Here is a 23,700-nt window from a genome sequence, read left to right on the forward strand (position 1 = left end):
CGGTCACGGGTTCACCACCGCGGTGGCGGGGACCGGCTCGGCCATCCCGACGAGCACCTCGCGCTGGCCCTCATAGGCCTCCCTGCTGTGCGCGGTGCGGATGTTGTCGACCACCATCAGGTCGCCCGCCTGCCACGGCTCGCGCCGCGTGTTCCGTTCGTAGGTCTCGTTGAGCACGCGCACCACGTCCTCACCGATCTCCTCCCCGTCGCCGAAGCGCGTGTTGAACGGCAGCCCGTCGTGGCCGTAGACGTCGACGAGGTACTCGCGCACCTCCGGGTCGATGGTCCACTCGTTGAGGAACGCGATCTGGTTGAACCAGCACCGCGCCCCGGTCGCCGGGTGCCGCACGACGGCGCTCCGCCGCTGCCGGGTGCGCAGTTCTCCGTCGGGCAACCACGCGAACTCGATGTCGTGTGCGCGGCAGTAGCTCTCGACGGCGGCCCGGTCGTCGGTGCCGAACGCCTCGGCCACCGAGGCGCCCACCTCGTCGTTGTAGCTGCGGGTGAGCAGCCAGCCCTCCCGCTCGAACCGGCGGACCAGCTCGTCGGGCAGCTCGTCGAGCACCGCGTGCGCGTCGGCGACGGCGGTCGCGCCACCGCTCTCGGCTGGAGTGAGGCACGCGAACAGCAGCAGGCCGGGAGGCTCCAGCGTGTAGCTGAGCTCGTGGTGCATGCACATCGGCTGGTTCGCGGGCCAGGTCGCCGAGGAGTACACGCCCTCGGCGTGGACCTCGCGGGGCGCGAACGCCTCACGTTCGGGCAGCAGGGATCCCGCGAGGCTGCGGAAGACCTCGCCGCTCTGCGCGGCGTCCCGGAGACCGAGGCCGCGCACGAACACGGCGCCGTGCTCGGCGACGAGCGCGCGCAACGCCTCCCGATGGCCAGCGGCCCAGCCCAGCGGCTCCGGCCGGTCGGGCACCGTCAGGATCGGCGGCGCGCCCGGTCGCGTGCTCACGGCCTGCGCCGCGGTGGATGTGCTGGATCCGGTGGTGGATGACGACGTCATGGGTTGTCCTTTCCGCGTCGGGGTCCGGTGGCGCGCACGACGGCGGCCGCCGTGGGCCGCGGCCGGGTGCGCGCGAAGTAGTGGCCGCCGTCGGCGAGCACCCGCAGGGTCACGGGTCCGGCGAGCCGCGCCCAGTCGGCGTAGGACTCGGTGTAGCCCTCGGTCACGGGGTCGTCGGCGGCGACCACCGCGGTGACGGGCACGGGCACCCGTTCGGGGTCCGGGTCCTCCAGCAGGCCCGCGAAGTAGCGGTGCGCGGCGGCGCAGTCGTGCCGGTAGGCGGCGGCGACACGTTCCGCGCGCCTCGGGTCCAGCTCGGCGAGTCCCGCGTAGCCGTCCGCGCTCAGCCCGGCGGCGATGTCGGCGGCGCCGCGGGCGTCCAGTGCGGCCAGCTCGGCCTTCCTGCTCGCGGCGTCGCCGAGCAGCTGCGCGCCGAGGAAGAGCCTGCCTACCTCGATGCGCTCGCGCCACAGTCGTCGCGCGGTCTCCAGCGCGAACGCGGTGCCCGACGAGTGCCCCCACAGCAGCACCCGGCGGGGGCGGATCCGCCTCAGCTCGGCGACCACGCCGTCGACCACATCGGAGAGCGGCGCGAACAACGCGTGCTCGGCGGCCGGGTCGTGGCCGGGCAGCTCGGCCGCGTACACCGCGAGGCCGCTGCCGCGCAGCGCACCGGCCAGCGGGCGGAAGTTCACCGCGTTGCCGCCGCCGTCGGGAAAGCACACCAGCAGCTCGCCACCACGTCCGTCCTCATCGGACAGCCGTTGCAGCACACCGCTCGCCTGCTCCGACCGGCCGTCGAGCAGTGCGGCCTGGTCGGCCAGCACCGGGTGCGCGGTGACGTCGGCGAGTGTGACGGCGCGATCGAGCGCGACAGCCAGCTTCACCGCGGACAGCGACGTGCCGCCGAGCTCGAAGAAGTGATCGCGCCTGCCGATGCGGCTCGCGGAGACGCCAAGTACGTCCGCCCACGCCGCGGCGAGCCGCCGCTCGGCGGGCGTCCTCGGCGCCAGGTGGTCCTCCTCGACGAGCCCCAGCTCGCCCGCCAGCGTCGTGAGTGCGCCGCGGTCGATCTTGCCGTTGGCGGTGAGCGGGAGGTGCGCGCGCCAGTGCGCCGCCGACGGGATCATGTACGGCGGCAACGACTCCTCCAGCCGCGTCCGCAGCACGGCCGGCTCCACAGGGTCGGCCGCCGAGTAGAACGCCACCAGGTTCCGGCTCCCGCTCTGGTGCTCCGCCACCACGACGGCGCCGTCGCGAACCCCGGGCGCCCGCAGCAGCGCGTTCTCGACCTCACCGAGCTCGATGCGGAACCCGCGAATCTTCACCTGGTCGTCCTTGCGCCCCAGGAACTCCAGCTTGCCGTCCGGCCGCCAGCGGCCGTGATCACCGCTGCGGTACAACCGCAGGCCCTGCCGGTGCGGATCGGGCAGGAACGCCCTGCGGGTGCGTTCGGGATCGTTGACGTAGCCGCGGCCGACGCACACGCCGGAGAACGTGATCTCCCCCGGCGCGCCGAGCGGAACCGGCGAGAGGTGGTCGTCGAGCAGGTCGATCCCGACGTTACGGATGGGCCTGCCCAGCGGAACCGTCCCGGCCGGTGCCTCGTGCATGACCTCGTGGTTGGTGTCGTCTGAGGTCTCGGTGAGCCCGTAGGCGTTGACGAGCGTGATCTCCGGGCAGATCCGGAACCATCGCCGCGCGAGCCCGGGTTTGAGCGCCTCGCCGGTCACCGACACGCAACGCAGGTGCGGCAACGCCCTCGGGTGCCGCTCCAGTGTGGACAGCACCACCTCGAGATAGGACGGCACCACCTGCAGCACGGCGATCTCGCCCTCGACGACACGATCGACGAACCGCGCGGCGTCGAGGATCTCCTCCTGGGCCACCAGCACCGTGCGCCCGCCGACGAGCAACGGGGCCAGCAGCTGCCACAGCGAGATGTCGAAACCCTGCGGAGCCGTCTGAGCCACCGCGTCGCCCTCGCCGACACCCAGGTCGTCGATCTTGGCGAGCAGGTGGTTGAGCAACCCGGCGTGCTCGCACATGGCGCCCTTGGGCTCGCCCGTGGAGCCCGAGGTGAAGTAGATGTAGGCCAGCCGATCCGGCCCGACGGACAACTCCAGATCGTCGTCGGCGTAGGGCGCCGCCTCGCCGGCGAGCAGCGTCGTGACCCGCGGCAGCGCGGGCAGCGCCTGCTCGAGCGCGGCGGTGACTCCTGGCTCTGTGATCACCAGCTCGCAGCCCGCCCTGGTGAGCGCGGCGGCCACCCGCTCGGTGGGCCAGCGCGGCTCGATCGGCAGGTACGCACCGCCCGCCTTGAGGATCGCGAGCACCCCGGCCAGCCAGTCCAGGTCGCGTTCGGTCACCACCGCGACCACGCCCTCCGGCTCGAGCCCGCGTGCCAGCAGCGCCCTGGCGAGGCGGTTGGCGCGCGCGTTGAGCTGCCGGTAGGTCCAGCACTCGCCGCCGTGCACCGCGGCCACGGCGTCGGGCTGTTCGCGCACCCGCTGTTCGAACAACTCGTGGGCGCGGAAGTCCGGCAGTGCCCGCCGCGGCCCGGCCAGCTCCTCGCGCTGGTAACGGATCTCGGCGGCCGAGAGCAGGCTCTGCCAGGCGTAGGCGGTGTCCGGATCGGCCACGAGCTGGGCCAGTGCCGTGCGGTGGTAGCCCGCGATCCGCGCCGCACACCCGCTGTCGAAGGCGGTGGTGCGGTACCGCAGCCGGATCGCGAGCCCCGGACCGTCGGCCACGACGGTGACCCGCAGCATGGTGGTCTCGGCGAGCTCACCGCCGGTCTCCGTGGGTGCGAACTCGGTCTCGAACGCCGGTCCCGGCAGTTCCAGCTCCCGGCGCAGCTCATCCAGCGCGACCTCGCGGTGCGCCCGCAGCAGCTCCTGAGTGCGGGCCGCGCGCGCCAGCAGCTCGCGCCACGCGTCGCGCCCGGTACTCAGCGAGCACGGCAGTGGCGGGCCGGGACCCGTGACATAGCCGGTGGTCACCGCGCGCTCGCCGGTGAGCGCGGCGAGCACCCGGACGTGCGCGGCGAGCAGCGCCGCCGACACCGGAGCCCCGGCCTCGGCGGCCAAACTCCGCAGCGACCTGCTGAGCTCCTCCCCGAGCACCGCCTCGTGCTCGGCGAAACCCGGCGCCGGCGCACTCGTCCAGCGCGGCACCGCCGTCGTCCCGCCCGCGGCGAGCACCGTGCGCCAGAACTCGCGCGTGTCACGCAGGCTGGTAGCTGACATCTGCGCTCTCCGTGGCCGGGTTGCCGCCCCACCGGGCGTGGGGCGGGATCTGCTCGCCCTTCATCAGGAACGAGTCGGGGGCCAGCACCGCGTCGTCGCCCACGGTCACGCCGTAGTGCACGAAGGCACCGACGCCGAGCGTGCACCGGGCACCGAGCGCGGTGTGGTCGGACTTGAAGGTGCCGTCCTCCTGGGAGTGGCACTGGATGGTGCTGCCCGTGTTGAGCGTGCAGTCGTCGCCGATGGTGGCCAGCGTGCGCTCGGTGAGGAACGCGCCGTCGTCGAACACCCTGCGGCCAAGGCGCACGCCCAGCAGCCGCCAGACGACGCTCTTGAACGGGGTGCCGTTGAACAGCACCAGGTGGGTAGCGGGCACCTTCCAGAGCCGCTCGTGCCACCAGAAGTACGGGTCGTAGATCGAGCACAGGCGGGGCCGGAGCCGGCGGAACAGCATCGTGGCGCGCTCGACGAGGATGTAGTAGCCGGTCGTGAAGACCATGGCCAGCGCCAGTGACACGGCGACGATCGCGTGCCCGGCCTGGTCGTAGGCCGCGGCGGTGGCGAGTCCGAGCAGCGTCAGCCCGAAGAAGTGCAGCCACCGCACGAACAGGAACAACGCCATCGACCGGAGGTTGTAGCGGTTCTTCGCCGAGAGCCGTTCCCGCAGGCTGTCGCCGACGCGCAGGTGGTCGAACCTGCTGTCGCGTTCCACCGTTCGCGGGATGACGAAGCTCGGCGAGCCGAGCAGGCCCACGCCCTCCCTCGGTTCGCCGTCGAGCGGGACCATCACCTTGGTGGCGAGCAGGCAGTTCTCGCCCGTCCGGCCGCCCGAGGGGTAGACGATGTCGTTGCCGAGGAAGTTGCGCGCGCCGATCGAGACGCGGCTGACGCGGAACGAGGACGACGAGTACTCCGCGTTGACGATCGAGAGACCGTCGGCGACCATCGTGCCGCTGCCCACCGTGACCTGGTACGGCGTCTCGTGCCGCACCTGCGTGCCGAAGTTCGACCCGGTCTGTTCGACGTGCGAGAGGTCGTAGCCGAGACCCCGCAGGTATCCGACGATGTAGGAGCTGTCGCCGAACAGCCACGTGAAGAACCTGACGTTGGTGAGCCTCGTGACGGTCCGGTGCAGTGAGTAGTGCACGCCGTAGAGCGGGTAGGCCCGATCCGGTTCGAGCATCAGGTTCAGCAGCCGGGGCAGGCCGTACACCACACCGATGCCCACGACCGCGGCGCCGAAGAACAGCACGATCGAGCCCACCAGCGACGCGACGTAGAGCTCCGCCGAGCCGAGGTCGCCCGAACCGGGCTCCAGCAGTATCGCCAGCGACGGGACCTCGGTGAGCAGCAGGTACAGGCCACCCACCCCCAGCGGCAGGTACAGCGCGAACAGCTGCGCGAGCGTCGCGGTGCTGTAGAGCGCCCTGCGCGACCGGCCGCACCGCACGGGCGGCACCCGTACGTAGTCGACGTCGGCGGGCTGGGCCGGAGAGCCGTGCCAGCGCTGGCCCTCGGGAACGGCCATGCCACTGTGCAGCGCCGACGTGTGCCCGAGCTGCGCCCCGTCGCCCATCGACGTGCCGATGTCGAGCACGGTCTTCTCGCCGACGAACACGTCCCTGCCCAGCGTCACCGGCCCGGTCTGGATCCGGCCCGCGTGGGCGCGGTAGCCGAGCAGGAAGGACTCCTTGCGCACGACCGTGCCCGCGCCGATCGTGATGAGGTCGGTGCAGACGGGCATGCTGCGCGTCAGGATCGTGACACCGGGACCGATCCTGGCTCCGAGCGCGCGCAGGTAGAGCGTGTACAGCGGGTTGCCGGCGAACAGCACCATCGGGTTGGCGTGCAACAGGGTCTTGACCAGCCAGAAGCGGACGTAGGCGAGACTCCAGACCTGGAACTCACCAGGCGTGAACCGCCCGACGAGAATCCACTTGGCCGCCACCGGGAACGCGCACATCGCCGCGAAAGCGATGCCGCCCACCACCACCGAGCGCACGTAGGTGTCGGCGAGCCCGGAGCCCGCGGCGATCCACTCGTAGCCCGTCCCCGCGACCACTCCCGTCAGGTACGAGTAGACAAGGAAGGCCAGCAGTTGCAGCGTGCCGCACAGCGTGTGCGCGAGCCGCCTCGGCGGGGCCGCGGGCTCGGGTGGAGCGGGTGGTGCCACCGGGGCGGCAGCCGGTGCGGCGGCGGCCAGCGCCGACGCGAGACCGGCGATGGTCGGGTTGCGGTAGACGTCCTTCATCGAGATCGACGGCAGGTCCGCCCGTTTGCGGACCCGCGCGCAGAAGTGCGCCAGCACCAGCGAGTTGGCGCCGAGATCGGCGAAGAAATCGCTATCGGCGGCCACCGTGTCTACCTGGACGACACCGGCCAGCAGATCGGCGAGTTCGTCCCGCAATCGCTCACTGGTGATCGCGGCTTCGTCGGCGTGCACCGTCATCGGATCACCCGAACCCCCTGTTTCGACAATTCCCCGCCTCCGGTGGACACTCGTCGAATGTGCGCAGCAAATAGCCACCCGACAACCTGAAATGTGCCATCGAGATGACATCGAGGCGTAGTGACGACAGCGACCGCAGAAACACGACGGTGTCCACCGCAGATTCGCACGCACTCGACGCGAGCCACCTGGCTCGCGGGCACAGCCGGCCCCTTGACGTTCCGGCTGCTTTCCAGTCCAGCCTTTATGTGATCAAATCGACCAAAATCAACTACTCCCCTCTGCGCCGGACCCCTTGCCGGCACCCGACCCCCGTCCGCTGTGCGATTCGAACTGACTCCTGCCTCACGACACTCTTGTTTCCGACGGATGTCAAGGAGACTTCCGCAGCAGTATCTTTTTTCGTCATCCGCCCGGCGGCGGTGGCAAAACCGCGACCTGACAAACGTGCGTACCACATTCGGAAATGTATCTCGGAAAACTGGCCGGAAATGGTAAATCGTCCCCAGGCATGGAAAAGGCCACTTCCGCCGCTACGGCGGAAGTGGCCTTCGCTGGAGGGCGCGCTCAGCGCCGGGCGGCTCGCTTGGGCAGCGCCTGGACGCCCGCCTCGGCCACGGTGGTGTCCTGCTCGACGCTGCCCGCGCTGACCCCGACGGCGCCCACGACGTCGCGGCCGCGCACGAGCGGGATGCCGCCTCCGAAGATCACCAGTCCGCCGTTGGTCACCTCGATGCCGTACAGCGGCGCACCCGGCGCCGCGGCCTCCCCCGCCTGCGCCGTGGTCATCTTGAGCAGCGCCGCCGTGCGCGCCTTGCGGATCGCGATGTCCACACTGGCCAGGATCGCGCCGTCCTGACGCGAGAAGGCGAGCAGGTGCCCGCCGTCGTCGACCACGGCGACGTTCATCGGCTGGCCGATCTCCTCGGCCTTCGCCAGTGCCGCGTCGAGTACCTGCTGCGCGTCGGCCAGTGCCAGTCGTGGGGCCACGGTTGCCGTCCTCCTTGCCGTCATGGGGTTTTCCGGGTCGGGATGGTCAGGTCTTCACCGGGATGCCGGTGACCAGCCGGGCCGCGTTGTGCCCGAGCAGCCGGGCGCGCTCGCGCGGGCCGGTGAGCGCGGGCCGGTCCTCCGGGCGCTTCGCGTGCTGCACGCACCCGGCGCCCTCACGATCGATGCCAACGCCGACGTCCAGCGACGACGCCCGCGCCGCGGCGAAGGCGAGTGTGGCGGCGTCGCGGGCGTCGCCGCCGGGCACGAGTTCCACCCGCACCGGCACGCCTTCCTCCTCCACACCGGCGAGCACGTCGCGCAACACGGCCGCCGCGTCCTCGGCGCACCGGACGACGATCGCGGGCGGCACCGCTCTCGTCGTGGTCGCGGCCCCGCGGTCGCGCACGCCCATCACTCGCCCACCGCCTGGTCCAGTCCGGCGGCGAGCGCGTGAGCGGCGACGAGCCCGGTGGCCACGGCGTTGCGCGGCCCCTCGCTGCCGCGGACGTTGCCGGTGCCGCACACGATCCCGAGCCCGGAGACCGCCTCGGCGATCAGGTCGGGCACCTCGAAGTCGAGTGCGGAACCGCCCAGCACCACCACGAAACCGATCTGGCGCAGGTTGCCGCCGGGCGCCACCTGCTCCAGCGCCCGCAGCGCGTTGACCACGAACACCTTGTGCTTCGCGCTGCGGCGCACCTGCCGGATCTTCTCCAGGCTGTGCCTGCCCGGCACGGGGCGCATCCCGGCGTCGGAGAGCACCACGACACGCGCGAAGGTCTCGGCCGGCAGCGGCTCGGTGACGAAGCGCGCGGTGCCGTCCTCCATCCGCACGTGGAAGAAGCTCTCGGCCTTGGCCAGCGGGTACTTCTTGATGTCCTCGGCCAGTTCCCGGTTGTCGAGCCCGAGTTCGGAGTCGATCAGTTTGGTCACCAGGTCACCAGCCCCGGCCAGGTGCACCGAGCGCGTGACGCCGGTGCGTTCCGCCACGGCGGCGTCGGTGGACCCCCCACCGAGGTCGAGGATCGCCACGGGGGTGCCGGTTCCCGGTGTCGTCAGCGCACCGAGCACCGCCATGTCGGCCTCGACGCCGCCGATCAGCACGTCGACGCCGAGCGCCTCGCGCAGCCGGGCGGCCAGCAGCCGCATCGGTCCCCTGCTGGTGCGCACCATCGCGGCGAGCCCGACGGCGTTCTCCAGCGCGAACTCGCCCGCGAGCGCGCCGGTGACCCGCTGAGGCACGAACGTGTCCACGGCGAGCACGTCCTGGATGCGCACCGCGGCGGGCTCGGTGCCGGTGAGTTCCGACATCGTGTCCCGCACGCGTGCGAGCATTCCGCCCACGTGGGTGCCGGGCTCGCCCGAGGCGTCGGTGAGCGGCCGCACGCCGCGCAGCACGCCCATGATCTCGGCCGCTCCCTCGTCCACCGCGACCGAGCGCGTCCCGCGCTCGCCCGCGAGAGTGAGGCTCCCCGCTGGAATGCGCCGTCCGGTGACGTCACCCTCGGGCGTGCGCACGACCACCGCGGAGCGATTGCCGACGAGGGCACGCGCCACCGGGGCGACCATCCGCGTCTGCTCGGCGTCGAGGCCGAAGACCGTGGCGATGCCGTAGGAGTTGGACAGCGTCCTGATCGTGCGGCCCTGCTCGGCGACCTCGACCGCCGCCGGCATGCCCAGCGGCACCTTCTCGACGAGGGTCACCTCGTCCACCACCGGCACCGGCGAGTCCAGCCGGTTGACGATGAGCGTGGCGTCGTCGGCGTGCACGACCGCGCCCGCCACCTCGACGCCACGCGCCACGGCCGCGTTGAGCCCATGCGCGGCGTCCTCGAAGTCGACGCCAGCGCCGACCACGCAGATCACCGGCTCACCCGGCGCGCACTCCCCCAGCGCACCGAAATCCACCGTGGTCCCCACGCCCAGGCCCGCTCCGCCGGGCGTGTCCGGGTTGTGGCCGATCATGGTCGACTCGGTCACGATCGTCTCGGTGATCGTCTCCATCGCGAGCCCGCTGATCACCGGCGTCGCCTCGTTCACCAGCACGGTGTCGAGCTCGGCCAGGCGCCGTCCCGCGGCGGCCAGCGCGCGGCCCACCACGGTGACCACGCCCTCGACGTTGTCGGCGGTGCCCTTCACGCCCGACGTCGGCGCGAGCGCCGAGCCGAGGTAGGTGACCTCACCGGACGCGGCCAGCTCGGCGACACACGCCTCGGTGGTCGAGTTGCCGATGTCGACACCCGCGACCAGCGTCATCCGCGCGCCCTCAGCCGGCGTCGGCGAGCTGGAACCGCACGTCCAGCTCCACCGGGTCGGCGCCGGGCACGACGAACTCGGTCTCCTTGATGTGCAGCAGCGCCGCCTTGGCCTGCCAGCGTGGCCGGGCCATGAAGTCGTTGCGCGCGGGAACCGGCTCCGGCGACTCCCCCTTCGCGTAGCGGGCGGCGTTGCGGCCGATCTTGCGGAAGGCGTCGAGGTCCATCAGCGGAGCCTGCGGGAACAGCTCCAGATTGGACAGCCGCACGAGGTCCTTCTGGTGGATCATCGTGGTACCGCGCGAGAGTACGCCCACCCCGATGCCCGAACCGGACAGTTTCGCCGCGGCGTGGGCGATCACGGCGAGGTCCGACCCTCCGCGGAACCGGATGACCCTCGCGTGCACGCCCTGCTCCTCGATGCCCGCCAGCAGCTCGCGCAGCACCTCGGCGTGCGGGATGTCCACGATGGTCTTGGTGAAGAAGTCGCCGAACGCGGGCGAGAGCCCCAGCACGACCTCGTCGGTTCTGCCGCCCGGTCCCGCCGTGCCGCGCTCGTCGAGCCGCAGGATCCGCCGGGTGCCGGTTCCGGTGTCCGCCATGTCGTGTCCTCCTCAGCCGACTTCCCGCTCGGGGTTCTGCGCGCTCACCACGTGCCGCAGCCGCTTCATCTCTTCCCAGCGCGCGCCACTGGGCCGGTAGCCGGAGCCTGGTCCCGCGTAGTCGTTGCTGTCATTGACGGCCGAGAGCGTCTCCAGCTCGGGCGTCAGGATCGCCGAGGTGTGCAGCAGGTCGCCGGACACGCGGTGGCGCAGGATCGCGAGCAGGTTGTGGGCCATGTCGCCGAACCCGGACGCCTCCAGGCCCTTCACGATGTCCAGGCCGGTCACGCCGCGGTCCATGACCGACTGTGCCGCCTTGAGGTCCTCCAGCACGTCACGCAGCGGCAGGTCCTTGCTGCCGTGCGCGTAGGTGACCTCCTCCACCTCCTTGTCGGTGATCGGCGGCAGTCCGAGGTGGGCGAACACGCCCTGCAGCGCCCTGGCGGCCCGGTTGCGCACGGCGAGCAGCTCCGCCTCGGGCACGTGGCGCAGCCCGCCGTCGACCTGGAGGTCGCGCTGGATCGTGTTCCAGTCGTCGAAGTCCTCGGCGTCCACATTGGAACCGGCGAACATGTTGTCGTAGTTGGGCGTCGACGAGTAGCCCGAGCAGACGAAGTCGGTGCCGGGCAGCAGCTGGGGCAGCAGGCGGGCGGCGCGGCGCAGATCCGAGTGCGAGAACGACTGGTCGTTGCCGGAGGCGCACTCCAGGTCGACCATGCTGGCGATCAGGTTCTCCGCGAGCACCGCGCGGATGCCGCCCGGCACCGCGCCGGGGACACCGATGCAGCTGATCGAGCCGTTCTGCAGCCCCTGCACGCCGGCGCCCTTGGTGACGAGGATGCAGCGGATCTCCAGGTACAGCATCGACCGGCCCTCGGCGTTGCCCATCTGGACCTCGGAGCCGGTGCCGGAGGTGAACCGCATCTTGATACCGCGCGAGGCGTAGGCCGACGCGAGAAACGCCTTCGACCACGGGGTGTCGTCGCCGTCGCAGAACACGGGTTCGGTGCCGTACACCGAGATCGTCTCCGCGTACGCGGTGATCCCGCGCATCCCCAGCTCCAGCTCGGTGGCCTCCTCGAGCGCGCACTGGGTGAGCACACCCGGTGTCCCGGCCTGGGAACCGACCTGCAGCGCGATGGCCACCAGCGGTGCGTAACGCACGACACCGAGCGTGGTCTCCAGCTCCCGGAACCCGCGCAGCGACGCCTCCGCCGCGTCGGCCGCCACCTGCACCGGGTTGTCCCGCGCACTGGTGGCGTGGGCCTGGTTCGCCGGGGTCCGCCTGGCACGCATCTTCTGCAGCGCCATCATCATCTCGACCACGTTCATGGTCTTGACGACCTCGAGCAGTTTGGCAGGAGTGAGCCCGCGCGACACCGCGAGCACGTCCTGCCTGGTGGCCCGAGGGTCGACGAGCAGGTGCGCGATGTCCACCGCGGGAATCGCCATCGCCCGCTCGGTGGCCTCGATGTCGAGGGCGTGGTCGGCGATGAACTGGTCGAGGAAGTCGAACTCGGCTCTGGGCCTGCCGTCCAGCTCGACGATCACGCCGTCCTCCACCCGCACGCCCGGCTCGGGGTCGTAGGGGCTCTCCATGGCGACCATGCCCACCTCGGGCCACTCCTCGACGAACCCGTCGAGGTTCACCGGCCGCTGTTCGAGGGCTTCGGTCCGCTTCGACCGCCTCGCGCTCGTTGTCATCGTGGACCCTCTCAGCTCGCCAGGATGTGGCGTCGCTCGTAGACGTCGGCGGCCTCGCGCACGAGCTGCGCGCACAGCGTCGCCTCGTAGTCGCGCTCCAGCTCGTCGGCGATGGCGGTGAGCTGCTGCCGGGTGGAAGCCCGTGGCCGCAGCGCGTTGTAGATCGAGAGCACCAGCTCGTCGGGCAGCGCCGTCAGTTCGGCGGCCCTGCGGAAGTTCTGCGCGAGCTGGGGGCGGCCGGCGCGCTCGGCGATCCCGGCCTGCAGGCGCAGGGTCTCGGGCGCGATGCGCAGGTCCTCCGGCGCCACCTCACCGGCCAGCACGGCCTCCATGGTGAGTTCGTCGATCCCCTTGCCGGTGGGGGTTTTCAGCAGTTCTGGGCGCCGCGTCGCGAGCGGGTAGTCCCGGCCCGGATCGAGGTCCGCCTGGCTCGGTGTGGTCACGCCGCGAACGTAAGCGCGCTCACGTTGCACCGACGTTGCACGGTGCACGGGTCAGTCCTCGGCGAGCAGCCACTCCAGGCGGGCCAGCGCCACCGGGTAGCGGGCGTCGCCTGCCGGGAGCTCGCGGGCGAGCCGGTCGTGCACCTCGACGTCGTCCTGGCCCTGCTCGCTCTGCGCGAAGGCCCAGAGCGCGTCCGGGTCCGCCCGGTCGAGCACCGCCGAGCGCAGTGCCGCCACGAGCTGGTCGCGCTCCGCGCGGATCGCGGGCGCGTCGGAGCGGGCCAGCAACGGCGCGGGGCACGTCGTCGCCGCGGTGGTGACGTCGCCGTCGCGCAGCGCCGCGCGCACGGTGAGGAAGTCGGCGTCCACGTCGGCGCACAGCTGGTACGGCTTCGCGCGCATCGCCTGCGCGCCGAGCTGGGTGCGCAGGCGGTGGATCTCGGCCCGCACCGTGGTGGGGTTGCCCTCGTCCCCGTAGAGCTGCAGTGCGAGCTGCTCGGCGGTCAGCCCGGCCGGGTGCATGGCCAGCAGGGCGAGGATCTCGGCGCGGCGCAGCGTCAGCGGCAGCTCCCTGCCGTTACTGATCGCGACCGGGTTGTCGCCGAGGAACGTCAGCCGCAGCGTGGGCCTGCGGGTGGCCGCGGCGGGCGTGACCCGCAGGAGATAGCCCCCGGGCAGCGGCTCGATCTGGGCCTGCCTGCCGTCCTCGAGCAGCACCTTGTCGTCGCCCTCGCGCAACGCCACGCGCCGGGGCCACCAGCCGAGCCGCTCCGCGGCGATGACCCGGCCCGTGGGCGTGAGCAGCGCGCCCGGCTCGCCCCGCAACCGCGCGAGATGCGACATGTTTCTGGTCAGCAGCTGCTCGTCCAGGATCTCCATCCGCCTGCGCAGGTGGTTCTCCGCGAGCTGTGCCGTGGCGTTGACCAGCGAGACCGTGGCCGGGTGCAGGGTGTCGAGCAGCCCGCTGACGTCGATGGCGCCGAGCACCCTGCCCGTGTCGGGGTCGTGGATCGGAGCCGCCGCGCAGGTCCACGTGTGATAGGTGCGCACGAGGTGCTCGGCCGAGTAGATCTGGACCGGGGCGTCCAGCGCGAGCGCGGTGCCCATCGCGTTGGTGCCGATCGACTCCTCGGCCCAGCGCGTGCCCTCGCACAGTCCCACCGGGTCGGCCTGCGCGCACAGACCGGCCGGGCCCTCGCGCCACAGGATCGTGCCCTCGTCGTCGGTGACGATCATGACGTGCTGCGACTCGTCGGCGATGCTCACCAGCAGCTCTCGCAGCGGAGCCAGCACCGACTGCAACGGGTGCGCCGAACGGACGTCGGCCAGTTCGTCGGGCTGGTACACCACCGGGGGCCGGAAGTCGTCGGGGTCGATGTCCGCGGCGAGTGAGCGCTGCCAGGAATCGGAGATCACCGAACGTGGTGAGGCCGGGGGCTCGTCGCCGCTGAGCGTGGCGTCCCGCACCTCTTGGAGCAGCGCGAACTGCGCTACCGGATCCGCCGACAGGCGCAGTGTCGTCGCCGCTCGGGCGGCGTTGTTGGTCTCGATCGTCTCGGCTGTCATCCGGCACTCCGCGGCGTCGTCGGCGGGGGCTGCTGGGCCGCAACAGCGGGAGAGCGGACGTTCCGGCCCACCAGCAGCATGCAGGTCCGGGCCCGCCCCCGGCAAGCGGAGCCGCCACCAGGCGTGATGACGGCGTGCAACGGCGCTGCAACGTCGCGGTTCCTAGGGTCACGGTCGGTGCGCCGACGAAGCACGCACCGAACACGAACAGGAGGGTTGCCACATGACGAAGTTCGCGGCACCGGGCGAATCCGGCAGCGTCGTCACGTTCGAACCGCGCTACGACCACTTCATCGGCGGCGAGTACGTGGCGCCCGCCAAGGGGGCCTACTTCGAGAACCCGACCCCGGTCACCGGCAAGACCTTCACCGAGATCGCCAGGGGCACCGCCGACGACGTCGACCGCGCGGTCGCCGCGGCCAACGGGGCCGCTCCGGCGTGGGGCCGCACCTCCCCCGCCGAACGCTCCGGGGTGCTGCTCAAGATCGCCGAGCGCATGGAGGCCAACCTCGAGAAGCTCGCGGTGGCCGAGTCCTGGGATAACGGCAAGGGCGTCCGCGAGACGCTGGCCGCCGACATCCCGCTCGCGATCGACCACTTCCGCTACTTCGCGGGCGCGATCCGCTCGCAGGAGGGCGGCATCTCGCAGATCGACGAGGATACGGTCGCCTACCACTTCCACGAGCCGCTGGGCGTGGTCGGCCAGATCATCCCGTGGAACTTCCCGCTGCTGATGGCGACGTGGAAGCTGGCCCCCGCGCTGGCCGCGGGCAACTGCGTGGTGCTCAAGCCCGCCGAGCAGACACCCGCCTCGATCCACGTGCTGATCGAGTTGATCGCCGACCTGCTGCCCGCGGGCGTGCTGAACGTCGTCAACGGCTTCGGCGTGGAGGCCGGCAAGCCGCTGGCGCAGCACCCTGGCATCCGCAAGGTCGCGTTCACCGGCGAGACCACCACCGGCCGGCTGATCATGCAGTACGCCAGCGAGAACATCATCCCGGTGACGCTGGAGCTGGGCGGCAAGAGCCCCAACATCTTCTTCGCCGACGTCGCCTCCGCCAAGGACGCCTTCTACGACAAGGCGCAGGAGGGCTTCGCGATGTTCGCCCTCAACCAGGGCGAGGTGTGCACCTGCCCGTCGCGCGCGCTGGTGCAGTCCTCCATCTACTCGCAGTTCGTGGGCGACGCGGTGGAGCGGGTCGGCGCGATCAAGCAGGGGCACCCGCTCGACACCGACACGATGATCGGCGCGCAGGCCTCGAACGACCAGTTCGAGAAGATCCTGTCCTACATCGACATCGGCAAGCAGGAGGGCGCGAAGGTCCTCACCGGTGGCGAAAAGGCCGACCTCGGCGGGGAACTGTCCGGCGGCTACTACATCCAGCCGACGGTGTTCGAGGGCGACAACAAGATGCGGATCTTCCAGGAGGAGATCTTCGGTCCCGTGGTGTCGGTGGCGAAGTTCGACGACTACGACGACGCCATCAAGACCGCCAACGACACGCTCTACGGCCTCGGCGCCGGGGTGTGGTCGCGCGACGGCAACACGGCGTTCCGCGCGGGCCGCGACATCGAGGCCGGTCGCGTGTGGACGAACTGCTACCACGCCTACCCCGCGCACGCGGCGTTCGGCGGCTACAAGCAGTCCGGCATCGGACGCGAGAACCACAAGATGATGCTGGACCACTACCAGCAGACGAAGAACCTGCTCGTGTCCTACTCACCCAACGCGCAGGGATTCTTCTGATCATGCCGGCGAACCGCGTGGACGTGACCGACGACGCCGCGGCGTTGCTGCGCACGCTCGCCGCGGACCACGGGCCGCTGATGTTCCATCAGTCCGGTGGTTGCTGCGACGGCAGCGCTCCGATGTGTTACCCGGCGGGCGAGTTCCGCACCGGCGGCTCTGACGTGCACCTCGGTGACCTGGAGGTCGCCGGGGTGCCGCAACCGGTGCCGGTGTGGATGTCGGCCGCGCAGTTCGAGTACTGGAAGCACACCCACCTCACGATCGACGTCGTGCCGGGCCGGGGCAGCGGGTTCTCCCTGGAGGCCCCGGAGGGTGTGCGGTTCCTGATCCGGTCCCGGCTGCTGAGCGACGAGGAACTGGCCGAGCTGGCCTGAGCCGGCCACGACGAACGAGAACCGAGAGGACGGACATGGGCGGCTACGCCGAGGCCTACGCGGAGAGCCTGCGGGACCCGGAGAGTTTCTGGCTCGGCGCGGCCGGGTCGATCGACTGGTCCCAGCGGCCCGCGACGGCACTCGACGACAGCCGCCCTCCGTTCTACCGGTGGTTTCCCGACGGCCGGCTCAACACGTGCCACAACGCGCTCGACCGGCACGTCGCCGCCGGCAACGGCGACCGGCTCGCGCTGGTGTACGACTCGCCCGTGACCGGGGAGTCCGCGCGCTACACCTACGGCGAGCTGCTCTACGAGGTCGCGCGCTGCGCGGGCGCGCTGCGCGAACTCGGTGTCGGCACGGGTGATCGCGTGGTGATCTACCAGCCGATGGTGCCGCAGGCCGTGATCGCGATGCTCGCGTGCGCGCGGCTGGGCGCCGTGCACTCGGTGGTGTTCGGCGGGTTCGCGCCGAAGGAGCTCGCGGTGCGCATCGCCGACGCCGAGCCCACGGTGATCGTGTGCGGCTCGTGCGGCATCGAACCGAACCGGGTGATCGCCTACAAGCCCATCGTCGACGAGGCGATCGCCACGGCCGGGGTGGCGCGCCCCCAGGTCGTGGTGTTCCAGCGGGAGCGGCTGCGGGCCGAACTCGGCGAGGGCGACCACGACTGGGACAAGTTGATGGCCTCCGCCCAGCCGGCCGCCTGCGTGCCCGTGGCCGCGACCGATCCGCTCTACGTGCTCTACACCTCGGGCACCACGGGCACGCCGAAGGGGGTGTTCAGGGACAACGGCGGGCACGCGGTGGCACTGGCGTGGAGCATGGCGGCCGTCTACGGCATCGGTCCCGGTGACGTGTGGTGGACGGCCTCCGACGTCGGCTGGGTCGTCGGGCACTCCTACATCGTCTACGCGCCGCTGCTGGCAGGCGCGACGACGGTGCTGTACGAGGGCAAGCCCGTCGGCACGCCCGACGCGGGCGCGTTCTGGCGGGTCGTCGAGCAGTACGGCGTGAACGCGCTGTTCACCGCGCCGACCGCGATCAGGGCGATCAAGCGCCTCGACCCGGAGGGCCAGCAGATCGCGCAGTACGACCTGTCGAGCCTGCGCACGCTGTTCCTGGCCGGGGAGCGGCTCGACCCGGAGACCCACCGCTGGTCGTCGGACTCGCTCGGCGTGCCGGTAATCGACCACTGGTGGCAGACCGAGACCGGCTGGGCGGTGGCCGCCAACCCGGTGGGACTGGAGCCGCTGCCGGTCAAACCGGGCTCGCCCACGGTGCCGATGCCGGGCTACGACGTGCGGATCCTCGACGCCGACGGCACCGAGCTGCCGCCCGGTCGCGAGGGCGCGATCTGTGTCCGCCTGCCACTGCCGCCCGGCACGCTGCCGACGCTGTGGGGCGACGACGACCGGTTCGTGCGCTCGTACCTGTCGCGTTACGAGGGCTACTACCTCACCGGCGACGGCGGCTACCTCGACGAGGACGGCTACCTGTTCGTGCTGGGCCGCACCGACGACGTCATCAACGTGGCGGGCCACCGGCTGTCGACGGGTGCGATGGAGGCGGTGCTCTCCGCTCACCCCGCGGTCGCCGAATGCGCCGTCATCGGCGTGCCGGACGCACTCAAGGGCCAGCTCCCGCGCGGGTTCGTGGTGCTCAAGGCCGGGGTCACGGTACCGGAGGAGACACTGCGCGACGAGCTGGTGGCCGCTGTGCGCGCCGACATCGGTGCCGTGGCGGCGTTGCGCGATGTCGCGATCGTCGAGGCGTTGCCGAAGACCCGCTCGGGCAAGATCCTGCGCGCGAGCATGCGTTCCGTCGCCGAGGGACGCGACGATCCGGTGCCCTCCACGATCGAGGACCCCGCGGCGCTGGAGGCACTGCGCGCGGTCCTGCGGGCCTGAAGCCCGTTTGAAGGTTTCCGCGCACGCTGCTCGGACTCTCTCAGGCGAAGTCTCACTGGGTGATTCAATGACAGGCTTGAACCATGAATGCCGAGGAGCTGAACCGCCACGTCGTGGAGAGCCTCGAGGGAGTCAGAGTCCTCGAGGGCAACGGTGATCTGTTCTACGTCCACGACCCCGCGGGCGATCTCCCTCCCGAGCGGCAGCTGCCGTTCGCGACGATCGTGACCGGGAACAACTACGACCACGTCTCCGACCTCGACCGGCCGGGGGCCTACCGGGTCAACATCGGACTGCCGAAGGCCGGCTACACCGCCCGGTTCGGTGCACCGCCGGCCGTGCGCGACGAGCACGGCGTGCTCGACACCGGCTACGACTACGCGGCCCGCGACACGGTGCAGCCGCACCCGGCCTACGCGAGCCAGTACTGGGTGTGCGTGGTCGATCCCGGCGAGGCCACACTGCGGACCGTCAAGGACCTGCTCGCCGAGGCCCACGCCTTCGCCGCCCGTAAGCACGCCAACCGGCTCGCACGGCGGGCCGACTGACGTCCGGCCGGATCGGCCCGCGGCCGACTCCGGACGAGGCGAACCGCGACGTTGGTCGAACGATCTGGCCACTCCGTGCCGTGTCGCGGCCGACGGCCAGTGCGGTCCACGGTCAACCTGCGACGACTTTCGGGCACGACTGTCCTGATCCGCCTCAGCCGGCGGCGTGGCGCGGTTTCGTCCGCCCGGAGGCTGGGCGAAAATGGGGACATGCCCGCACCGGATCCCTACCCGAACACCCCCTCGCCCAGCCCCGGCGAGTCGGGGGTGACGGTTCGTCCCGAGCGCCGCGGCGACGCCGTGGTGCTGCGTGTGACGGGCGAGCTCGACCTGATGTCCAGCCCGGTTCTCGACGGCCACGTCGCCACCGCGCTGGAGGAGCCGCCTCCCCCGCTGCTGGTGATCGACCTCTCGGGGGTCTCGTTCCTGGCCTCGTCGGGCATGGCCTCCCTCGTCGCGGCGCAGCAGGCGGCTGGCGAGAGCACCACCCTGCGCGTGGTCGCCACGGGCAGGGCCACCGCGCGGGCCTTGGAGGTGGTGGGGCTGGACCAGCAGCTGCCCGTCCACGCCAGCCTCGAGGAGGCACTGGCCGAAGGGCGGTAGCGGGAGTCGAGCGCGCCCGGGGCGGGTACTCCCTAGGTGGACGGCCGGAGCGGTCCGGCGACGAAGCCGACAAGGGGTGTCCCCAATGTGCCCGGATCGACGTCCTCCTGACGCCCGGACACCGGAGCTGCCGGGAGGCGCACTACACCGCAGGAAGGCCGCCCTGCCCCGGCAGGCGAGCGAGCTGCGCACGGAGCTGCGCGCCTGGGCGCGGGGGCTGGGCCTCACGGAGCAGATCTGCCACGCGATCGTGCTGGCCACCTACGAGGCCGTCGCGAACGTGGTGCGCCACGCCTATCCCGAGGGCACCACCGGCATGGTGGAGCTGCACGCGAGCCCGCTCCGCGAGCGGGTCGCGGTGACGGTGCGGGACCACGGCCGGTGGCGGGCGCCGCCCGCGGGGCCGGAAGTCCGAAGCGGCCTCGGCCTGCCGCTGATCCGCGCGCTGAGCGACCGCGCGGAGTTCCGGTCCGCCGAGGCGGGCACCACCGTGACCCTGATCTGGGAGGTCGCCGCGCCGCAGTGACGGCTCCGACGTTTCAGCCCCGCCTGCGGGCCGCCTCGGCGAGCCTGCGGGCCTCGGCCGCCTGCTGGGACAGGGTGGCACGGTGTTCCTCGTGCCGCTGGCGCTAGCGGCGCTGGCCGCCGTGCTGTGTGCCAGGGAGACCCCGCTGGGCACGAACTGAGACGCCGGCCCGGGACTCAGTCGGCGAGGACCTGTTCGCGCAGGATGTCGGCGTGTCCGCAGTGGTGGGCCAGCTCCCGCAGCACCTGCAGGTACACCCAGTGAAGCGTGCGCGGTCCGGTCCGGTGGCCGGTCACCACGGCATCCAGCGGAAGATCCGCGACCACCGCCCGGGCCGTCGCACAGGCCTCCCGGTGGGCCGCCGTGACCGAGGCGACGGTGTCGTCGCCAGAAAGCCGGAAGGATTCGTCAGGGTCGCCCACCAGGCCGAGTTCCGCGCGGGGCGTGCCCCCGACGCACTCTTCGAACCACACGCGCTGCATCCACGTCACGTGCTTGACGAGCCCGAGCAACGTCGTCGCCGACGGGACGAGCCCGCGGCGGGCCTGGTCCTCGGTGAGGCCGTCGAGAGTCGCCTCGATGGCACCGCGGTAGTCCTCGACGAACGCGTCGAGCTGAGTTCGTACGTCCTCCAGCGGCACGGCGAACGCACTCATCCGGTCTCCTATCCCACTGAGCGACACGGCAACCGCCCCAGTCAATCAGTTCACCGCCAGCGGTGAGCGCCGGGTACGGGCCACCGGACCCGCTCGACCGGCAACTCGATCGACGAGGCCAGCGCTGGACCGCGGTGCGCCGTGTACAGCGGTTCAGGGTTCTGCTCGAGGAGCTGCTGGCCCGCACCACGGACTTCTCCGTGAGCGGCGAGATCCTCATGGCGCGCTGGGCGGAGTGGGGCACCCGGGCGGTGCCGCTGTCGTTTCTCGCCCGGTCCGGCTGACGCCGCCCGGCCGTGGCGAGAAGCGGTCACGTACCTAGGATCCGGCCATGCACACGGTGGCCGTTCTCGCGCTCGACTCGGTGATCCCGTTCGACCTGTCGACCCCCGTCGAGGTGTTCGGCCGCGCCCGGCTGCCCGGCGGGGCACCCGCCTACCGCGTCGTGATCTGCGGGGCGCGGACCGAGGTCGACGCGGGCGTGTTCACGCTGCGCCCGCCGTGGGGACTCGACGCGCTCGCCGAGGCCGACACGATCGTGCTGCCCGGCTGCGCGGACCCCACCGCGCCGGTGCCCGGGGACGTGCTCGGCGCACTGCGGCGGGCCGCCGCGTCGGGCACCCGCATCGCCTCGATCTGCTCGGGCGCGTTCGTCCTCGCCGCGACGGGACTGCTCGACGGGCTCCGCGCGACCACCCACTGGGCGGCGGCCGCCACGCTCGCCGAGCGCCACCCCGAGGTCGAGGTCGACCCCGGCGTGCTCTACGTCGACAATGGACAGTTCCTGACATCGGCGGGAGCCGCGGCCGGGCTGGACCTGTGCCTGCACCTGGTGCGCCTCGACCACGGCTCCGCGGTGGCCGCCGACGCCGCCCGCCTGTCGGTGATGCCGCTGGAGCGCGAGGGCGGGCAGGCGCAGTTCATCGCGCACGACCCGCCACCCGCGCCCCGGGGCGCGACGTTCGAGTCCCTGCTGTCGTGGCTGCACGACAACACCGACCGCGTCCTCACGCTCGACGACATCGCCGCCGAGGCCGGGATGAGCACCCGCACGCTCAACCGCCGGTTCCGTGAGCAGACCGGCACCACGCCGCTGCAGTGGCTGCTGCGGGCGCGCATCCGCAGGGCGCAGCACCTGCTGGAGGCCACCACCGCGCCGGTCGACACCATCGCCGGCCAGGTCGGCTTCGGCTCCCCCACCGCGTTCCGGGAACGTTTCAAGCGGGTGGTGGGCACCAGCCCGCACTCCTACCGATCCACCTTCCAGCGGGCGAGCGGCGCCTAGGTATCCACTGTGGACTGAGATCAGGTCCAGCGGAAGAGCCGCGCCGACCCCGCTCCCGCCACGACCACGGTCGCCGCCAGCGCCAGCAGCTGCCCCGGCTCCGGTCCGACCCCCATCCACGAGAACCCGAGCGAGTCGAACGAGGCACCGAAGGGCAGGTACGCACCCACGTCGGCGAGCCAGCCCGGCAGGTTGTCCCTGCCGCCGAACCCGCCGCCCAGCGCGAAGAACGCGAAGAACACCACGAGCCCGATCGCGACGGCCGAGTTGACCGTCGGCGACACCGCGGCGATGAGCATCCCCACCGCGTACATCGCCGCGGCAGCCAGCAGGAACACCCCGACCGCCACGAGCGGCGACCGCGGCGCCTCGACGCCGAAGGCCAGCCGCGCCACCCCGAGGGCCAGCGCCACCCCGAGCAACGACTGCGCGAGGCTCACCAGCACCTGCGCCACGAGCACCATCGCCGGGCTGGCCGGCGTCACCGCGAGCCTGCGCAGCACCCCGAAGGTGCGGTAGGCCGACAGGAACGACGGCATGTTCACGATGCCGATCATCGACACCACCATCGCCAGCGTCATCGGCACCACCACCGCGTCGAGCGCGGGCAGGCCCTCGAGCTCGGGGACGCCGGTGCGGTCGGAGCCGATCCCGTTCATCACCATCAGCAGCATCGGCAATCCGAGCGGCACCACGATCCCGGCGGTGTCGCGCAGGACGAGCTTCGCCTCGGTCACGGTGAGGCGCACCCACGAGGCGAGCCCGGGCCGGGCGGCCGTGATCTGGTCAGTCATCGGAGTTCTCCTGCGTCGTGCGGCCCGTGAGGGCGAGAAAGGCGTCGTCGAGGGTGGCCTGTTCCAGGCGCAGTTCCGTCACGGTGACGCCCTGACGGACGAGCTCGGTGTTCACGGCGTGCATCAGGTTGCCGGTGCCCGCCACGACCGTCTCGCCGTCCTCGCCCGTGACGGCCGTGACCTCCGGCAGCGCGGCCAGCGCGTCGCGGTCGAGCGCTCCGGCCACCCGCAGCCGCACCCGCTGCCCGCCGCCCTCGGCGGCGACGAGCCCGTCCGGGGTATCGAGCGCGATGATCCTGCCCCGGTCGAGCACGGCGACCCGGTCGCACAACCGGTGCACCTCGTCGAGGAAGTGGCTCACCAGCAGGACCGTGACGCCGGTGTCGCGGATGCGCTCGACGAGCTCCCAGATCTGCCTGCGCCCCTGCGGGTCGAGCCCGGTGCTCAGCTCGTCGAGCACGGCGACCTTCGGCCTGCCCACGAGCGCGAGCGCGATCGACAGCCGCTGGGCCTGGCCACCGGAGAGATGCTCGAACGGGGCGTCCACCTTGTCGGCGAGCCCGAGATCGGCCAGCAGCCTGCCGGTGTCGGCGCCGTCGCGGTAGAAAGAACGGTAGAGCGCCACCGCCTCGCCGACGCGCAGCTTGTCCGGCAGCATTCCGTCCTGCAGCTGCACGCCGAGCACCTGGCGCAGCCTGGCCCGCTCCCGCGCCGGGTCGATCCCGTGCACGCGGATCCGTCCCTCGTCGGGTCTGCGCAGTCCCGCCACGCATTCCACGAGCGTGGTCTTGCCGGCGCCGTTGGGACCCAGCAGCCCGAAGATCTCTCCTTTCTCGACGGTGAGGCTCACGTCGTCGGCGGCCACCGTCGCGCCGTAGCGCTTGCTGACGCCCGCTATCTCGATCACGGTCATGCTCCGCATCTCCTCCGCTGTGCCGTAGGACCGCGACGCTAGGGAGCGAGAGGGCCGGACCGCAGGTGCCGGA

21 protein-coding genes are annotated in these 23,700 nt (G+C 71.7%); 8 read left to right on the top strand and 13 right to left on the bottom strand.

Going from position 1 to position 23,700, the window contains the following annotated elements; genetic code table 11:
* Positions 1-3: 3 nt before the first annotated feature.
* The 10 genes from JHE00_RS03160 to JHE00_RS03205 form a co-directional block, all read right to left on the bottom strand.
* Positions 4-1,008, bottom strand: a complete 1,005-nt coding sequence (locus tag JHE00_RS03160; protein ID WP_200314523.1) for a TauD/TfdA family dioxygenase — start codon at positions 1,006-1,008, stop codon at positions 4-6.
* Positions 1,005-4,256, bottom strand: coding sequence for a non-ribosomal peptide synthetase (locus tag JHE00_RS03165; RefSeq protein WP_200314524.1), 3,252 nt, complete (start codon positions 4,254-4,256; stop codon positions 1,005-1,007). The genes JHE00_RS03160 and JHE00_RS03165 overlap by 4 nt, the downstream gene beginning before the upstream one ends.
* Entirely contained in the window at positions 4,234-6,705 is a 2,472-nt protein-coding gene (locus tag JHE00_RS03170; protein WP_200314525.1) for a Pls/PosA family non-ribosomal peptide synthetase, read from the bottom strand. The genes JHE00_RS03165 and JHE00_RS03170 overlap by 23 nt, the downstream gene beginning before the upstream one ends.
* A 567-nt stretch (positions 6,706-7,272) precedes the next feature.
* A complete protein-coding gene (locus JHE00_RS03175) occupies positions 7,273-7,695 on the bottom strand; it encodes a GlcG/HbpS family heme-binding protein (RefSeq protein WP_200314526.1) in 423 nt (140 codons plus the stop codon).
* Positions 7,696-7,741: 46 nt separating this feature from the next.
* Positions 7,742-8,110: a glycerol dehydratase reactivase beta/small subunit family protein gene (locus JHE00_RS03180; RefSeq protein WP_200314527.1), complete on the bottom strand. Its 369-nt coding sequence runs from the start codon at positions 8,108-8,110 to the stop codon at positions 7,742-7,744.
* Positions 8,110-9,954 (bottom strand): diol dehydratase reactivase subunit alpha, encoded by a 1,845-nt coding sequence (locus JHE00_RS03185; RefSeq protein ID WP_200314528.1) that lies wholly within the window; start codon positions 9,952-9,954, stop codon positions 8,110-8,112. Before JHE00_RS03185 ends, JHE00_RS03180 begins: the two co-directional genes overlap by 1 nt.
* A gap of 10 nt (positions 9,955-9,964) precedes the next feature.
* The gene (locus JHE00_RS03190) at positions 9,965-10,555 is read right to left on the bottom strand and encodes a propanediol/glycerol family dehydratase medium subunit (protein WP_200314531.1); all 591 of its coding nucleotides are present in this window, start codon (positions 10,553-10,555) and stop codon (positions 9,965-9,967) included.
* A gap of 12 nt (positions 10,556-10,567) precedes the next feature.
* Complete coding sequence (locus JHE00_RS03195; protein WP_200314534.1) at positions 10,568-12,259, bottom strand: propanediol/glycerol family dehydratase large subunit; 1,692 nt, start codon at positions 12,257-12,259, stop codon at positions 10,568-10,570.
* Between the two features lie 11 nt (positions 12,260-12,270).
* A complete protein-coding gene (locus JHE00_RS03200; protein WP_200314537.1) occupies positions 12,271-12,702 on the bottom strand; it encodes a diol dehydratase small subunit in 432 nt (143 codons plus the stop codon).
* 51 nt (positions 12,703-12,753) lie between these two features.
* Entirely contained in the window at positions 12,754-14,268 is a 1,515-nt protein-coding gene (locus tag JHE00_RS03205; RefSeq protein ID WP_200314540.1) for a helix-turn-helix domain-containing protein, read from the bottom strand.
* A gap of 223 nt (positions 14,269-14,491) precedes the next feature.
* Between JHE00_RS03205 and adh the strand changes: the two genes are divergently transcribed.
* The 6 genes from adh to JHE00_RS03235 all read left to right on the top strand — a co-directional run bounded on the left by adh (position 14,492) and on the right by JHE00_RS03235 (position 19,979).
* The gene (gene adh / locus JHE00_RS03210) at positions 14,492-16,015 is read left to right on the top strand and encodes an aldehyde dehydrogenase (protein ID WP_200314544.1); all 1,524 of its coding nucleotides are present in this window, start codon (positions 14,492-14,494) and stop codon (positions 16,013-16,015) included.
* 2 nt (positions 16,016-16,017) lie between these two features.
* Positions 16,018-16,392 (top strand): DUF779 domain-containing protein, encoded by a 375-nt coding sequence (locus JHE00_RS03215; protein WP_200314547.1) that lies wholly within the window; start codon positions 16,018-16,020, stop codon positions 16,390-16,392.
* Positions 16,389-18,302, top strand: coding sequence for a propionyl-CoA synthetase (locus tag JHE00_RS03220; protein ID WP_268958210.1), 1,914 nt, complete (start codon positions 16,389-16,391; stop codon positions 18,300-18,302). The genes JHE00_RS03215 and JHE00_RS03220 overlap by 4 nt, the downstream gene beginning before the upstream one ends.
* Positions 18,303-18,385: 83 nt before the next feature.
* The gene (locus JHE00_RS03225; protein WP_200314550.1) at positions 18,386-18,850 is read left to right on the top strand and encodes a DUF6194 family protein; all 465 of its coding nucleotides are present in this window, start codon (positions 18,386-18,388) and stop codon (positions 18,848-18,850) included.
* 210 nt (positions 18,851-19,060) lie between these two features.
* Positions 19,061-19,453 (top strand): STAS domain-containing protein, encoded by a 393-nt coding sequence (locus tag JHE00_RS03230; RefSeq protein ID WP_200314551.1) that lies wholly within the window; start codon positions 19,061-19,063, stop codon positions 19,451-19,453.
* 85 nt (positions 19,454-19,538) lie between these two features.
* A complete protein-coding gene (locus JHE00_RS03235; RefSeq protein WP_200314552.1) occupies positions 19,539-19,979 on the top strand; it encodes an ATP-binding protein in 441 nt (146 codons plus the stop codon).
* Between the two features lie 176 nt (positions 19,980-20,155).
* On the opposite strand, the gene JHE00_RS03240 is transcribed toward JHE00_RS03235, so the two are convergent.
* Positions 20,156-20,635, bottom strand: a complete 480-nt coding sequence (locus JHE00_RS03240) for a DinB family protein (RefSeq protein WP_200314553.1) — start codon at positions 20,633-20,635, stop codon at positions 20,156-20,158.
* A 62-nt stretch (positions 20,636-20,697) separates the two neighbouring features.
* Between JHE00_RS03240 and JHE00_RS03245 the strand changes: the two genes are divergently transcribed.
* Both JHE00_RS03245 and JHE00_RS03250 read left to right on the top strand, forming a co-directional pair.
* Entirely contained in the window at positions 20,698-20,919 is a 222-nt protein-coding gene (locus JHE00_RS03245; protein WP_200314554.1) for a hypothetical protein, read from the top strand.
* Positions 20,920-20,966: 47 nt separating this feature from the next.
* Positions 20,967-21,920 (top strand): GlxA family transcriptional regulator, encoded by a 954-nt coding sequence (locus tag JHE00_RS03250; RefSeq protein ID WP_200314555.1) that lies wholly within the window; start codon positions 20,967-20,969, stop codon positions 21,918-21,920.
* Positions 21,921-21,940: 20 nt separating this feature from the next.
* On the opposite strand, the gene JHE00_RS03255 is transcribed toward JHE00_RS03250, so the two are convergent.
* Both JHE00_RS03255 and JHE00_RS03260 read right to left on the bottom strand, forming a co-directional pair.
* Complete coding sequence (locus JHE00_RS03255) at positions 21,941-22,714, bottom strand: ABC transporter permease (protein ID WP_200314557.1); 774 nt, start codon at positions 22,712-22,714, stop codon at positions 21,941-21,943.
* A complete protein-coding gene (locus JHE00_RS03260) occupies positions 22,707-23,627 on the bottom strand; it encodes an ABC transporter ATP-binding protein (protein ID WP_200314559.1) in 921 nt (306 codons plus the stop codon). Before JHE00_RS03260 ends, JHE00_RS03255 begins: the two co-directional genes overlap by 8 nt.
* Positions 23,628-23,700 lie beyond the last annotated feature (73 nt).

Origin of the sequence: Prauserella cavernicola (assembly GCF_016595675.1) — a bacterium.
Classification (GTDB): domain Bacteria; phylum Actinomycetota; class Actinomycetes; order Mycobacteriales; family Pseudonocardiaceae; genus Prauserella_A; species Prauserella_A cavernicola.

What these genes read in the sequence shown, in the direction of transcription:
- JHE00_RS03190 (WP_200314531.1), bottom strand. Translation starts at nt 10,555, where the DNA reads ATGGCGGACACCGGAACCGGCACCCGGCGGATCCTGCGGCTCGACGAG.
- JHE00_RS03205 (WP_200314540.1), bottom strand. Translation starts at nt 14,268, where the DNA reads ATGACAGCCGAGACGATCGAGACCAACAACGCCGCCCGAGCGGCGACG.
- JHE00_RS03160 (WP_200314523.1), bottom strand. Translation starts at nt 1,008, where the DNA reads ATGACGTCGTCATCCACCACCGGATCCAGCACATCCACCGCGGCGCAG.
- JHE00_RS03225 (WP_200314550.1), top strand. Translation starts at nt 18,386, where the DNA reads ATGAATGCCGAGGAGCTGAACCGCCACGTCGTGGAGAGCCTCGAGGGA.
- JHE00_RS03240 (WP_200314553.1), bottom strand. Translation starts at nt 20,635, where the DNA reads ATGAGTGCGTTCGCCGTGCCGCTGGAGGACGTACGAACTCAGCTCGAC.
- JHE00_RS03250 (WP_200314555.1), top strand. Translation starts at nt 20,967, where the DNA reads ATGCACACGGTGGCCGTTCTCGCGCTCGACTCGGTGATCCCGTTCGAC.
- JHE00_RS03170 (WP_200314525.1), bottom strand. Translation starts at nt 6,705, where the DNA reads ATGACGGTGCACGCCGACGAAGCCGCGATCACCAGTGAGCGATTGCGG.
- JHE00_RS03215 (WP_200314547.1), top strand. Translation starts at nt 16,018, where the DNA reads ATGCCGGCGAACCGCGTGGACGTGACCGACGACGCCGCGGCGTTGCTG.
- JHE00_RS03180 (WP_200314527.1), bottom strand. Translation starts at nt 8,110, where the DNA reads ATGGGCGTGCGCGACCGCGGGGCCGCGACCACGACGAGAGCGGTGCCG.
- JHE00_RS03185 (WP_200314528.1), bottom strand. Translation starts at nt 9,954, where the DNA reads ATGACGCTGGTCGCGGGTGTCGACATCGGCAACTCGACCACCGAGGCG.
- JHE00_RS03195 (WP_200314534.1), bottom strand. Translation starts at nt 12,259, where the DNA reads ATGACAACGAGCGCGAGGCGGTCGAAGCGGACCGAAGCCCTCGAACAG.
- adh (WP_200314544.1), top strand. Translation starts at nt 14,492, where the DNA reads ATGACGAAGTTCGCGGCACCGGGCGAATCCGGCAGCGTCGTCACGTTC.
- JHE00_RS03230 (WP_200314551.1), top strand. Translation starts at nt 19,061, where the DNA reads ATGCCCGCACCGGATCCCTACCCGAACACCCCCTCGCCCAGCCCCGGC.
- JHE00_RS03260 (WP_200314559.1), bottom strand. Translation starts at nt 23,627, where the DNA reads ATGACCGTGATCGAGATAGCGGGCGTCAGCAAGCGCTACGGCGCGACG.
- JHE00_RS03255 (WP_200314557.1), bottom strand. Translation starts at nt 22,714, where the DNA reads ATGACTGACCAGATCACGGCCGCCCGGCCCGGGCTCGCCTCGTGGGTG.
- JHE00_RS03165 (WP_200314524.1), bottom strand. Translation starts at nt 4,256, where the DNA reads ATGTCAGCTACCAGCCTGCGTGACACGCGCGAGTTCTGGCGCACGGTG.
- JHE00_RS03235 (WP_200314552.1), top strand. Translation starts at nt 19,539, where the DNA reads ATGTGCCCGGATCGACGTCCTCCTGACGCCCGGACACCGGAGCTGCCG.